The organism is Streptomyces flaveolus (assembly GCF_014648815.1).
In the GTDB taxonomy this organism is placed as follows: domain Bacteria; phylum Actinomycetota; class Actinomycetes; order Streptomycetales; family Streptomycetaceae; genus Streptomyces; species Streptomyces flaveolus.
In genome coordinates this window covers 296,378-308,906 of the sequence record NZ_BMRV01000003.1, presented here as the reverse complement: position 1 = coordinate 308,906, position 12,529 = coordinate 296,378, and the positions used below count along the sequence as shown (strand labels likewise).

Annotated in this window: 10 protein-coding genes, 1 pseudogene and 1 riboswitch; of the genes and pseudogenes, 4 read left to right on the top strand and 7 right to left on the bottom strand. The window is 72.1% G+C overall.

Going from position 1 to position 12,529, the window contains the following annotated elements; all coding sequences use genetic code 11:
• Positions 1-6 precede the first annotated feature (6 nt).
• The 3 genes from metX to IEZ05_RS09110 all read right to left on the bottom strand — a co-directional run bounded on the left by metX (position 7) and on the right by IEZ05_RS09110 (position 3,304).
• Positions 7-1,152, bottom strand: coding sequence for a homoserine O-acetyltransferase MetX (gene metX / locus IEZ05_RS09120; protein WP_373298743.1), 1,146 nt, complete (start codon positions 1,150-1,152; stop codon positions 7-9).
• Positions 1,149-2,510, bottom strand: coding sequence for a bifunctional o-acetylhomoserine/o-acetylserine sulfhydrylase (locus tag IEZ05_RS09115; RefSeq protein WP_189229499.1), 1,362 nt, complete (start codon positions 2,508-2,510; stop codon positions 1,149-1,151). The genes metX and IEZ05_RS09115 overlap by 4 nt, the downstream gene beginning before the upstream one ends.
• Before the next feature lie 395 nt (positions 2,511-2,905).
• Complete coding sequence (locus IEZ05_RS09110) at positions 2,906-3,304, bottom strand: winged helix-turn-helix transcriptional regulator (RefSeq protein ID WP_189229498.1); 399 nt, start codon at positions 3,302-3,304, stop codon at positions 2,906-2,908.
• Positions 3,305-3,383: 79 nt separating this feature from the next.
• On the opposite strand from IEZ05_RS09110, the gene IEZ05_RS09105 reads away from it, so the two are divergent.
• Positions 3,384-4,328 (top strand): NADP-dependent oxidoreductase, encoded by a 945-nt coding sequence (locus IEZ05_RS09105; RefSeq protein WP_229869625.1) that lies wholly within the window; start codon positions 3,384-3,386, stop codon positions 4,326-4,328.
• A gap of 20 nt (positions 4,329-4,348) precedes the next feature.
• Here IEZ05_RS09105 and IEZ05_RS09100 read toward each other — a convergent pair whose 3' ends face one another.
• A complete protein-coding gene (locus IEZ05_RS09100) occupies positions 4,349-5,611 on the bottom strand; it encodes an MFS transporter (protein ID WP_189229497.1) in 1,263 nt (420 codons plus the stop codon).
• A gap of 93 nt (positions 5,612-5,704) precedes the next feature.
• On the opposite strand from IEZ05_RS09100, the gene IEZ05_RS09095 reads away from it, so the two are divergent.
• Entirely contained in the window at positions 5,705-6,157 is a 453-nt protein-coding gene (locus IEZ05_RS09095; RefSeq protein WP_189229496.1) for a winged helix-turn-helix transcriptional regulator, read from the top strand.
• Positions 6,158-6,339: 182 nt separating this feature from the next.
• Positions 6,340-7,715: pseudogene (locus IEZ05_RS37045) on the top strand (erythromycin esterase family protein).
• A gap of 96 nt (positions 7,716-7,811) precedes the next feature.
• Here IEZ05_RS37045 and IEZ05_RS09085 read toward each other — a convergent pair.
• Both IEZ05_RS09085 and IEZ05_RS09080 read right to left on the bottom strand, forming a co-directional pair.
• The gene (locus IEZ05_RS09085; RefSeq protein ID WP_189229495.1) at positions 7,812-8,195 is read right to left on the bottom strand and encodes a (2Fe-2S) ferredoxin domain-containing protein; all 384 of its coding nucleotides are present in this window, start codon (positions 8,193-8,195) and stop codon (positions 7,812-7,814) included.
• Positions 8,196-8,250: 55 nt separating this feature from the next.
• Positions 8,251-8,426, bottom strand: a riboswitch (cobalamin riboswitch).
• A gap of 294 nt (positions 8,427-8,720) precedes the next feature.
• Positions 8,721-9,752: an ArsR/SmtB family transcription factor gene (locus tag IEZ05_RS09080; RefSeq protein ID WP_189229494.1), complete on the bottom strand. Its 1,032-nt coding sequence runs from the start codon at positions 9,750-9,752 to the stop codon at positions 8,721-8,723.
• Between the two features lie 68 nt (positions 9,753-9,820).
• Here IEZ05_RS09080 and IEZ05_RS09075 point away from each other — a divergent pair, with 68 nt between their 5' ends.
• Complete coding sequence (locus IEZ05_RS09075) at positions 9,821-11,038, top strand: MFS transporter (protein WP_189229493.1); 1,218 nt, start codon at positions 9,821-9,823, stop codon at positions 11,036-11,038.
• A gap of 9 nt (positions 11,039-11,047) precedes the next feature.
• Here IEZ05_RS09075 and IEZ05_RS09070 read toward each other — a convergent pair whose 3' ends face one another.
• Positions 11,048-12,511 (bottom strand): amidase, encoded by a 1,464-nt coding sequence (locus tag IEZ05_RS09070; RefSeq protein ID WP_189229492.1) that lies wholly within the window; start codon positions 12,509-12,511, stop codon positions 11,048-11,050.
• Between the last annotated feature and the right edge of the window lie 18 nt (positions 12,512-12,529).

Here is a 12,529-nt window from a genome sequence, read left to right as displayed (position 1 = left end):
GCCGGCTCACGGCAGGAGTTCCGCCACGAGCGCGGCGACCTGCGCCACCTCGATGAGGAAGCCGTCGTGGCCACAGGGGGACTCGATGATCCGGAGGCCGTCGGCCGTGTCGATGCCCGCCGCCAACTCCGCCTGTTGCGCAAGGGGGTAGAGCCGGTCGGAATCGACCCCGGCCACCAGGGTCCTGGCGGTCACCCGGCCCAGTGCGGCGCGTACCCCGCCACGGCCGCGGCCGATGTCGTGGCTGTTCATCGCCTCGCACAGCACGACGTAGCTGCCCGCGTCGAAGCGGCGTACCAGCTTGGCGGCGTGATGGTCGAGGTACGACCCGACCCGGTACCGGCCGCCCGACCACGGATCCTCCTGGCCCTGCGGGGAGCGGCCGAAGCGGACCTGGAGTTCCGGCTCGCTGCGATAGGTGACGTGGGCGAGCCGCCGGGCGAGACCGAGTCCTGCGTGCGGCCCTCGCGCAGTGCCGTGGTAGTGCCCTCCGCACCAGTGCGGGTCGGAGCGGACGGCACGCAGCTGGATGTCGGCCCACGCGATCTGCTCGGCGCTCGCGGCGGCCGTCGTGGCGAGCAGCAGCAGCGCGCCCGTCCGTCCGGGATGCGCCACGGCCCACTCCAGCGCCCGCATGCCGCCCATCGATCCGCCCACCACCAGGACCCAGCGGTCGATGCCCAGCGCGTCCGCCAGAGCGGCCTCGGCGGCGACCTGGTCGCGCTGGGTCAGGAACGGGAAGTCGCCGCCCCAGTGCCGTCCGTCGGGACGGCGGGTGGCCGGTCCCGTGCTGCCCTGGCAGCCGCCGAGGACATTGGGGGCGACGACGAACCAGCGGTCCGTGTCCAGTGCCCGTCCGGGACCGACGAGCCCGTCCCACCACCCGGGAGTCGGGTGTCCGGGCCCGGCGGGGCCGGTCACGTGGCTGTCACCGGTGAGGGCGTGCAGGACCAGTACGGCGTTGGAGCGGTCCGGCGCGAGCCGTCCCCAGGTCTCGAAGGCCAGCCGCACGGCGGGCAGTTCGCCGCCTGCCTCCAGGCGGAGCGGCGTCTCGTGCTCGTACCACTGGCGACGCCCGGGCGGGTCCCCCTCCCGCCAGGCCCCGGAGGCCGGCGGGAGGGGGACCTGCGAAGGCGTCAGCACGGTGTTCAGGACGCGCCCTTCGCCGCCCGGAACCCGGCCTCCAGATCGGCCTTCAGGTCGGCGAGGTTCTCGATGCCCACCGAGAGCCGCACCAGGCCGGGCGAGGCACCGGTGGCCTCCAACTGCCGTTCGTCCAGCTGGCTGTGGGTGGTGGACGCCGGATGGATGATGAGGCTGCGGACGTCCCCGATGTTCGCGAGGTGGCTGAACAGTTCGACGGCGTCCACGAATCGCTTGCCGGCCTCGACACCGTCACGCAGTTCGAAGGCGAGAACGGCGCCCCCGCCGCGCGGCAGATAGCGCCGGCCGGCTTCGTACCAGCGGTTGGACGGCAGGCCCGGGTAGTGGACGGCGGCGACCTCGTCGCGCTGCTCCAGCCACTCCGCCAGGGCCTGGGCGTTCGCGGAGTGCCGCTCGATGCGCAGGCTGAGCGTCTCCACGCCCTGGAGCAGCAGGAACGCGGAGTGCGGAGAGAGGGCGGGGCCGAGGTCGCGCAGCAACTGGACCCGCAGCTTGACGGCGAAGGCGCCGGGGCCCAGCGCGGGCCAGTACCGCAGGCCGTGGTAGCTGGGGTCGGGCTCCGTGAAGTCGGGGAAGCGCTCGGCGTGGGCACCGAAGTCGAAGGTCCCGCCGTCGACGACGACGCCCCCGATGGTGGTCCCGTGGCCGCCGAGGAACTTGGTCGCCGAGTGGACGACGATGTCGGCGCCGTGCTCGATGGGCCGCAGCAGATACGGCGTGGGCACGGTGTTGTCCACGATCAGCGGGACGCCGGCTTCGTGCGCGACGTCCGCCACGGCCCGGACGTCGAGCACGTTGCCGCGCGGGTTGCCCAGCGTCTCGGCGAACAGTGCCTTGGTGCCGGGCCGGATCGCCGCCCGCCAGGCCTCCACGTCGTCCGGGTCGTCGACGAAGGTCACCTCGATGCCGAACTTGGGCAGCGTGTGGCGGAACAGGTTGTACGTGCCCCCGTACAGGGAGGCGCTGGAGACGATGTGGTCGCCGGAGCCGGCCAGCGTGAGGAGCGCCAGGGTCTGCGCCGCCTGTCCGGACGCCAGCGCCACGGCCGCGACGCCGCCTTCCAGCGCGGCGATGCGCTGCTCGAAGACGTCCTGGGTGGGGTTGTGGATGCGGGTGTAGATGTTGCCGGGCTCGGCGAGCGAGAACAGGTCGGCGGCGTGCTGCGTGTCCTGGAACACGAACGACGACGTCTGGTAGATCGGCGTCGCCCGGGCGCCGGTCGCCGGGTCCGGTGCGGCACCGGCGTGGATCTGCTTGGTCTCGAAGGACCAGGCGGAGGTGTCGGGCCCGGTGGGCTCCTCGTCGGGCGTGTGACCGGCGGTGACGGAGTCGATCGGCTGGCTCATGGGGCTGCTCCCTTGCACGGAGGGCGGGGTACGTGACGCACGGGTGCGCACCGCGAGAGGGCATCGCGGCGCGCCGACGGCGCGGGGGAAGAGGCGCGTGACCGAACACCGTGCCCGGACGAGGGCAGCGGTCGGTGCGGCACGGAGGAGAGGCGGGCCGGAGGCTCGAGCGAGGCGTCAGCTCTGAGCGCTACAACCCGTGGTGGTGACACGCACGTAGTCGACGTGGCGGCGGGTCACGAGCACGGTCATGAGGCCAGGGAAGCACACGCGGGCGCCGAAGCACCAGCACAGCGGGCAGCGACGCGGATCCTGACACACGGCCGCAATACAACGGCCGTCGTCTCCGTCGCCCGCCGGCGGAGACATCGCTCCGGACCGCCCGTTCCGGGCCGTCAGTCCGGGGTGTCGTAGGTGACGCGGGCGGCGCGTACCTCGTCCATGTGCTCCTCGGCCCAGTCCTTGATCGCGCGCATGACCGGCAGCAGCGAGCACCCGAGCGGGGTGAGCGCGTACTCGACGCGGACCGGGACGGAGGGGGTCACGGTCCGCGACACGAGCCCGTCGCGTTCCAGGTGGCGCAGCGTCTGCGTGAGCATCTTCTGGCTCACGCTCGCCAGCCGGCGCTGCAGTTCGCTGTACCGCTGCGGCCCGTCCGCGAGGGCGTTGACGGCGAGGCTCACCCACTTGTCGGCGATGCGGTCGAGCAGTTGCCGGGCGGGACAGTCGGCAAGGTAGGCGTCGTAGGCGATGCTCGCCTCGGCCCGTCGCCGGGCGGCCGTGCGGGTGGGCATGACGCACTCCTCTCGGTGCCGTACGCACCGTGAAGTGCGTACTTCCCAATGGAGAGTAGCGCTTCCTACGGTGGGCGGCATGAGCGCTGAAGAGACGATGCGGGCGGTGGTGGCCCGCGGTTACGGCGGGCCCCAGGTACTCGAGACGGTGAGGGTTCCTCTGCCGGAGCCTGGCCCCGGGCAGGTACGGATCCGCGTGGAGGCGGCGACCGTCAATCCCGTGGATCTGGTCACCCGTTCCGGCGCGCTCGTCGAGGCCGGGCTGATGGCCGCGCGCGAGCGGACAGGCATCGGATGGGACGTGGCGGGTGTGGTCGACCGACTCGGCGCGGGCGTGGCGGCGTTGGTGCCCGGGCAGCGGGTGATCGGGCTGCGCGACCTGCTCGACGTGTCCCTGGGGGCCTACGCCGAGTACCTCGTCCTGGACGCCACAGCGGTCGCCCCGGCACCCCGCGATGCCAGTGCCACGGCCGCGGCGACGCTGCCGCTGAACGGACTCACCGCACTCCAGGCGCTCGACCTGCTCGGTCTCGACGCGGGCGACACCGTGCTGGTGACCGGAGCCACCGGGGCGGTCGGCGGCTTCGCGGTCGAACTGGCGGTACGGCGCGGTCTGCGCGTCGTCGCCCAGGCGGGTTCCGCGGACGAGGAGTTCGTCCGCGGCCTCGGCGCCGAGTGGGTCGTCGGCCGTGACGCGTCCGACCTCGCGTCCGATGTCCGCCGCCTGGTACCGGGCGGCACCGACGGCGCGCTCGACACCGCGGGGCAGGGCGTCCGTGCCCTGGCCGCCGTCCGCACCAGAGGAGCCTTCGCCACGGTCGTCGGCGGCTCGGTCCCGCCCCCCTTGCGCGGAATCCGGGTCCACCAGCAGTGGATCAGCGCCGACGGGGCCGCGCTGGCCGAGCTCGCCGTCATGGGTCTGACGCTGCGGGTCGCCCAGATCCTGCCTCTGGAGCGCGCCGCCGAGGCGCACGACCGGCTCGCGGCGGGCGGAGTGCGAGGGCGCCTGGTTCTGGTTCCCTGAGGCACCCCGGCATCGTGGGCTCACCCGTCTGCCGGGCGGTCCGTTCGGTCCGGCATGCTGTCCCGGGTGAACGCCCACAGGACGAGTCCGAGGCAGCTGAACGTGGCCCCCAGTGCGCATACGGCGTCCCAGCCGGCCACGGTGTACAGGGAGGTCGCGGCGATGGCACCGGTGGCACTGCCGATCGAGTAGAAGACCATGTATCCGCCGATCAGCCGGCTGCCCGCGTCCGGGTGCAGCGTGTAGATCAGGGTCTGGTTGGTGACATGGACCGCCTGCACGGCGAGGTCGAGGAGGATCACCCCCACGATCAGGGCCCAGAGCGAGCTGCGGGTGAAGGACAAGGGCAGCCACGAGGCGACGAGCAGCGCCAGGGCGATGCCGGTGGTCCTCCGGGAGAGTCCACGGTCGTTCAGACGGCCCGCCACGGTTGCGGCCAGGGCGCCGGCGACACCGATCAGCCCCAGCATGCCGATCGCGCCGTGGGACAGGAAGTACGGGGCCGCGCTGAGCGGCAGCGCGATGCTGCTCCACAGAGTGCTGAAGGCGGCGAAGATCAGCAGACCGAACAGGGCTCGGAGCCGCAGTAGTCGTTCCCGCGCGAACAGGGTGATCGTGGAGCGCAGGAGCTGCCCGTAGCGCGGAGTCGTCGGCCGAGCGTCACTGTGGCGCGGCAGCACTCGGTGCAGGACGAGGGCGAGCAGAGCGGTGAGCGACGCAGACGCGAGGTAGACGGAGCGCCAGCCCGCCATGTCGGCCAGGAACCCGGATGCGGTGCGGGCGAGCAGGATGCCGATGACCACGCCGCCGGTCACCAGACCGACGACCCGTCCGCGCTCGGCGGGCGGGGCCAGTGATGCCGCGAAGGCCACGAGCGTCTGCGTGACGACCGCGAGGAGCCCCACCGCTGCCATGCCCACGAGCAGGATCGCCGCCGTGCGGGCCGCGGCCACCACCGCCAGTGCCCCCACCAGGAGCAGCAGTTGGGCCACCACGAGCCGTCTGCGGTCGGCCACGTCGCCGAGCGGCACGAGGAGGAAGAGTCCCCACCCGTATCCGACATGCGTGAGGGTGACCACGCTGCCGACCAGCGCCGGGCTCATGGCCAGGTCATGCCCCATGGTGACCAGGAGCGGCTGAGAGAAGTAGACGTTGGCCACTGCGGCACCACAGGCGACGGCGAACAGGAGCACCACGCCACGGGACAGGACGAAGGCGGAGCCTTTCTCGCTTCCGGCTGCGGTCCTTGATGTCACAGCTTCACCGCTGTCGGGCATGAGCATCCACCTCTCCACTCACCGGTTGCATCTTGCTACCAGCAGGGACGCTAACCGAGCTGGTAGCATGTTGCAACCATCGTGAGAAGGAGGGACGCCATGGTGAGCAGAACGCGCTTCGACGACAGCGAATGTCCCGTCGCCCGGTCGGTGGACGCGATCGGCGACTGGTGGTCCCTGCTGATCGTGCGGGACGCCTTCGACGGAAGCCGGCGCTTCGGGGAGTTCCAGCGCAGCCTCGGCGTGGCGAAGAACATCCTCGCCGCGCGTCTGCGCACCCTGGTCGCCGGCGGGGTCCTCGAATCCGTCCCGGCCTCGGACGGCAGCGCCTACCGCGAGTACGCACTGACCCCGAAGGGCAAGGCGCTCTTCCCCGTCATCGTGGCACTGCGGCAATGGGGCGAACAGAACTTCTTCGAACCCGGCGAACCGCACTCACAGTTGGTCGACCGCCGCCAGGAACAGCGCCTGCGCCCACTGGAGGTACTGTCCGCCGACGGGCGCCGGTTGAGCCCCGATGACACCATCGTCCAGAAGATCACCAACGGGTGATCCGAGCCGGGGACTCGGCGCAGCCACGCCTGCTCCTCCTTCCTGGTGGGGGTATCCCCCACCAGCCGGCGGGGCTGCCACCTGTACGAAAGCGGTGGCGTACCCCAGCGCGCCGCGCGCCACAGCACACGAAGATCACTTCATCGGCTCGAGAAGCCGTCGCACACGAGGAGTGATCAGCAATGCTCGAGTACCGGAAGACGACCGGCCGTCGCGAGTTGCTCGCACGCGCGGGAGCGCTCGCCGCGACGGTGCTGGCCGCACCGGCGGCTTCCGCGGCATCGGCCGCCTCTGCCGGGGCAGACCGGGAAGCGGTCGTCGTACGCTCCCTGGAACGGGACGCGCACCCGCTGCGCCGCACGGACCCCGGCGGCAGGACTACGGACCTCCGGGCGCTGAGCACCATGCTCGGAGACGCGAAGGTGGTGGGGCTGGGCGAGGCCACGCACGGCTCGCACGAGTTCTTCGCCATGAAGGAACGCGTCTTCCGACACCTCGTCGAGGAGCGCGGCTTCACCACGTTCGCCCTCGAGATGAGCTGGTCAGCGGGGCTGAGAATCGACGCATACCTACAGGGTGGACCCGGTGACCCGCGGAGGATCGCGCAGGAGACACTGGCCGGATCTCCGTGGGAGCGCGAGGAGTTCGTCAGCCTGATCGACTGGATGCGCGAGCACAACCGCCGCCGCCCCGGCCACCGGGTCCGCTTCATGGGGGCGACATCGGAGCACCCGGGCTCGGAGACCACATCTTCGAGCGCGTGCTGTCGTCCGTCCGCGGGACCCGGCCGGAAGCGCTGCCTAGGCTCACCGAGCTGTACACGACGCTGCGGCCCTTCGACGACATCTTCGCCTACCTGCGCATGCCGGTCGCAGAACGAAGGGAGAACGCCGCACGTGCCCAGGAGGCGCTCGACCTGGTCTCCGAGTACGAGGAAGCCGGCGACGACGCGTACGCGTGGACGGTGCGGCACGCCCGGAACATCGCGCAGACCTTCGCCTTCGCCACCGTCGACCTCGCCGATCCGGCCTCGATCACGGCCGCCGAGCGCCTGCGTGACCAGGCCATGGCCGACAACGTCCTGTGGTGGCAGCGCCACACCGGCCACAGAATGCTGCTGTCGGCCCACAACGGCCACATCGGATACCTCTCCACCCATCCGGACATGTACCCGCGGACCCAGGGTGCCGTGCTGCGCGAACGCCTGGGGCGCGACTACGCCGCGATCGGCTTCAGCTTCGCCGGCGGCTCCTTCCTCACCAAGGACGCCTCCCTCGACGAGGACTGGAAACCGGTGACCGTCCCGGCGGCACCCCCGGGCACGAACGAGTACACCCTGGACCGGGTCAGGTACCGGGACTTCTACCTCGACCTGCGAACCGCGCCCGCCGCGGCGCGCACCTGGCTCGGCCGCGCCCGGCCGACGTACGACGCCGGATCCACCTTCACCCCCGACCCCCCGCCCACCCTCTCCCTCGGGCGGGCCTACGACATCCTGATCCACCTCCACCGGGTCCGGGCTGCGGACATGCTCAGCGCGCGTACACCCGCGCCGTGACGAAGGCGGCTGTCCCTGCCACGCAGGAGAAGCCCGGGTCGAGTCGGAGCCGGCCACAGGGCGCCGGGTCCGCCGCGGGTTGGACCTCCAGCTGGCTCAGCGGGGTGGCGTGAAGACGTAGAGGTCGAGGATGTCGGGGCAGGCGGCGATGCCGGGACCGCCGGCCCGGACCCACGCGGCGATGTCCTCTGTGGCGTCGGGGTCGTTGACGAGGCCGAGCCAGACGGGGCGGGCCCCTGCGGCGCGGGCCGCGGCGGAGGGCTGGACGACGATCACGTTGGCGTGTTCGCACACGTCGAGGCAGTCGGAGACGCGGACGGGTACCTCCTCGGCAAGGCGCGCGAGTTGCCGGTCGTGATCCACACCGGTGACTTTCGAAGTACCGCAGCAGCAGTCCCGGCAGACGACGACGCGGCACGGTGCCGGTTCGGCGGGACGGGCAGGAGTGCGGTGAAGGGCGGGGCTGCGGAGCACGGGCATGCCTTTGGGGTCGGGGCTCGTACGCGGAGCCTGGCCTACGGACGTTCCTCCACGCCGGGGTGCGGAGGTGCCAGCAGGTCTTCGGACTCGGGTTCGTCCGGTCGGGGCGCCTTCCCGGTCTCCCAGTGGCGTCGTGCCCCGCCCGTCCCCCTCACCGCTGCGCGTCAGTTCCGGATTCGCACCGGATTCCCTGGCCTCGGGTGTGGCTCGACTGGCCCGATGAGGCTATCAAGTCCGCGGCCGGGCCGCCCGGGCGGCGACGGATCGTGTACAGCACCGGGGACTGCTGACGAAACCGCGGCTGGCCGCCGGCGGTTTCGGCCTGACAACCGTCCCGGAACACGACGGCGCCCCCGCCGGGGGCGCCGTACGGTGCAGTGGGCTCGGCCGGTCGATGTCAGGCGTGGCACGGCGATCGAACTGGCGCTGCGCGGCTGCCGCGACATCTCAGGCGCAGGTCGGAACGGGAACTCCCGCTGCGCCGCGTGACCGTCCGGCCGAGGGACGGCGCTCTTGGGTCCAGCCTCACGGCGTTCGTACGGGCGGGCTCCCGGCCTTCCGCGGTTCCGGCTCCCGGTGGTCGTCGGCACCGGCCCCCGAGGCCTTCACCAGCACCTCCCCGGCCGCCGTACGGACGTACAGCACCGACCGCCCGGACCGCCGCCGCTGCACCAGTCCCGCGTCCAGCAGCACCCGCAGATGCCCGCCCACCGATCCCAGGCCCTTCCCGGTGACGGCGACCAGCTGTGTCGTACTCATGGGAGTCCCGAGCAGCACCAGCAGACCGGCCCGCGCGGTACCGACGAGCGTCCCGAGGGCGGCCGGGACCGGCCGCCGGCCGTGGTCGTCGGCGAGCACGCCGAGACACGGGTAGACGACGGCGTACCGTTCCTGCCCTTCCCACGACACCCAACTGGTCCTGGGTGTGACCGGCATGAACAGCAGGTCGGCCCCGGCGGCGATGTCCCGTGGCGGGTAGGCGTTCGGGTTGACCTGGAGGCGGCTCTCCCCGATCCAGCGCGCCCCCGGCTTCAGCGAGTCCAGCACGGCCGCCCAGCCGCCCCGGCTCACCTGCGCCATGCGGGCGACCGTGTCGGCCTCCAGGATGCGCCGCCGGCGTTCCCAGTACGGCCGTACCGTCTCGTCCCAGACGTACGTCAGGAGCGCGGTCGCCCGCTCGGGCAGGTCGTCCCGCTCCAGCGCGGCGGGGAGCGGGCCGCCGAGAGACACACGGAGGTCGGCCCGAGCCTGCCCGGCCGGGGTCGCCCGCACCCGGGTCACGGTCTCCTCGAAGCGCTCGCCGATGCCCGAGGTGGGGCAGATGAAGTCGGCGATCCAGGAGGTGCCGAGTGCCGCCCGCACGAGCGGGGCGGCCACCGGGTCGGCCGCGAGGCGCGCGCGGTAGCCGGGCAGGTGCGTGCGCAGCCAGGCCTCCTCGCCCTGGTGGGCACCGGTCCCCGCGTGCAGCAGTTTCAGGCTCGCGAACGTCTCGGCGAACGGCGAGAGGACGAACCGGCTGCGGGCGAGGGTGTCGGTGCCGATCTGCCACAAGCCCATGTGTACGACCTTTCGCGTGTCGGCGAAACAGTACCCACGTCGCCCCGGCCGATCCGAGACTGCGACGCATGCGCAGCTACCGCTCCCTGTTCCGCACCCCGGAGTTCACCCCGTTCCTGCTTTCCTTCGCCGCCTTCGCCGCCGCCCAGACGATCGGCGGCCTGGCCCTCGGCACGATGGTGTTCCGGGCCACCGGCTCCCCGTTCCTGTCGGCGGTGAGCATGTTCGGCCCGCAACTCGCGCAGTTGCTGGGGGGCGTGTTCCTGCTCTCGGGTGCCGACCGCCTGCCTCCGCGGGCGGTCCTGTCCGGTCTCGGTCTCGCCTTCGCGGCCGGTACGGCGGTGCTGGCGCTGCCGGGTCTGCCCGTCTGGGCGGTCTTCGCCGTCGTACTGCTGCAGGGCCTGGTCGCGTCGCTGGGCGGTGGGGTGCGTGGCGGGCTGATGAACGAGATCCTGTCCAAGGACGGCTATGTCCTCGGCCGTTCGGTGTACAACATGCTCTGGGGCCTGATGCAGATGGCCGGTTTCGCGACGGGCGGCGCGCTGCTGGTGCTCCTGTCCCCCCGTGCCTGCCTGCTCCTCGCGGCGGCGGTGTACGCCGTGTCGGCGCTCGTCACCCGCCTGGGTCTCTCGGCCCGGCCGCCGCGCTCCTCGGGCCGCCCGTCCGTCTCGGCGACCTGGCGCACCAACGCCTTCCTGTGGTCCTCACGCTCCCGTCGACTGACGTACCTCGGTCTGTGGGTTCCCAACGGCCTGATCGTCGGCGGCGATTCGCTCTACGTCTCCTACGCCCCCGGAGCCGCCGGCACGCTGTACGCGTTCGGGGCGCTCGGCATGTTCGTGGGCGACATGGCGGTGGGCCGCCTGGTTCCGGCCGCGGTGCGTCGCCGTCTCGCGACCCCGCTGCGCCTGCTGCTGGCCGTTCCGTACGTGTTCTTCGTCCTGCGGCCGGGAGTGGCACTGTCGGCCGTGGCGGTCACCGTCGCCTCCGTCGGCTTCGCCGCGAGCCTGGTACTGCAGGAACGTTTGATGAAGCTCACCCCCGACGACCTGACGGGCCAGGCTCTCGGCCTGCACGCCACCGGCATGACGGCCCTGCAGGGCGTCGGCGCCGTCCTCGCGGGCACTCTGGCCCAACTCACCTCACCGGCCGCGGCGATGACGCTGATGGCGGCCGCGTCCGTCACCGTGACCCTGACCCTCGCGGCGCTGGGCCGGCACGAGGAACGACGGCCGGCCGTCGCCGACACGCGTCCGGGCGTCCCGGCGGAGACCCCGACGGAGTAGGTTCCGCCTTCACACGGTCTCGCGGTGGCCCGCCTGGTTCCCGGCCCAGACCGTGGGTATGCGGCCCGACCACGGGCTCGCCTGTTCGAGTTGCCCGGCGAGGCGGTAGAGACGGCCTTCGTGGCCGTATCCGGCGGCGAACTGCATACCGATCGGGAGCCCCGTCCCGACGTCGGCCGTCACGGGCACGGACATGGCGGGCGTGCCCGCCGTGTTGAACGGCATGGTGAACGGCGAGCGGTCGAGGACGCGACGCATCCAGCCGAGCCCGTCCAGCGCCTCCGCGCCCTCGGCATACGTGCCCAAGGGCACGGGGAGCTCCGGCAAGGTCGGCGTGAGCAGGATGTCGTGGGCATCGAAGTACCGTGCCAGGCTCCGGGCGACCCGGTTGCGGACCGTGAGAGCGGTGACGAACTCGGCGCCACCGACCCGCTGCCCGTAGTGGTAGCCGGCGAGGGTCACCGGTTCGAGGGTCGAGGAGTCGACGGGCCGGTCCAAGGCGTCGGCCAGCTCGTCGATCGAGGCCGCGAGGTTGGCCGTGAACAGACGGGCGTTGGCGAGCACGAACTCCTCCCAGCCGACCCCGAGGTCGACCGTGGCCTCCTCCACCCGGTGGCCGAGCGATTCGAGCAGCCGCACGGTACGAGAGAGCGCGTCGGACACCGGTGCGGTGGTGCGGCGGCCGCCCCATGCCTGGGTGAGGACACCGATCCGCAGGGAGCCCGGATGGCGGGCGACTTCCTCCGCGTACGGCCGGGACGGCTGCTGGGCGAAGTAGGGGTCACCCGGTTCGGGGCCGCGGACCCGGTCGAGCAGCGCCGCGCTGTCGCGTACCGTGCGGCTGACGCTGCCGTGCACGGCCAGGCCGTTGAAGAGCTCGTCGAAGTCGGGCCCCATGGAGACCCGGCCGCGGGTGGGCTTCAACCCGAAGAGGCCGTTACAGGCGGCGGGGATACGGAGCGAGCCGGCGGCGTCGGTGCCGTGCGCAAGGGGAACGACCCCGGCGGCGACGGCCGCGGCCGCGCCCCCGCTGGATCCGCCCGCACTCCGCTTCAGGTCCCACGGGTTGCGGGTCGCGCCGTACAGGACTGGTTCCGTCGTGATGCTGTAGGCCATCTCCGGTGTCGCGGTACGCCCGAACGTCACGAGGCCGGCGCTACGGAAGCGCAGCATGAGGGAAGAGTCTGCGCGCGCGACATTGCCGGCCGCGAGGCGGCTGCCCAGCTCGCTACGCCGCCCGGCCATGGAGACTCCGATGTCCTTGATCAGGAAAGGGACTCCCGCCAGCGGTGTACTGCCGGGGCGGGGCTCGTCGTCGGTCGGCCAGGTCTCCACGATGGCGTTGATCCGCGGGTTGACCGCCTGCGCCGCCTCGTGCGCGGCCGCTTGCAGTTCTGCGGGCGTCACCTCGCCCTTGGCCACCAGCTCCGCGAGCCCGACGGCGTCGAAGTCCACGTACTCGGTAACTCTCACTCTCACTCCCAGCGCAAC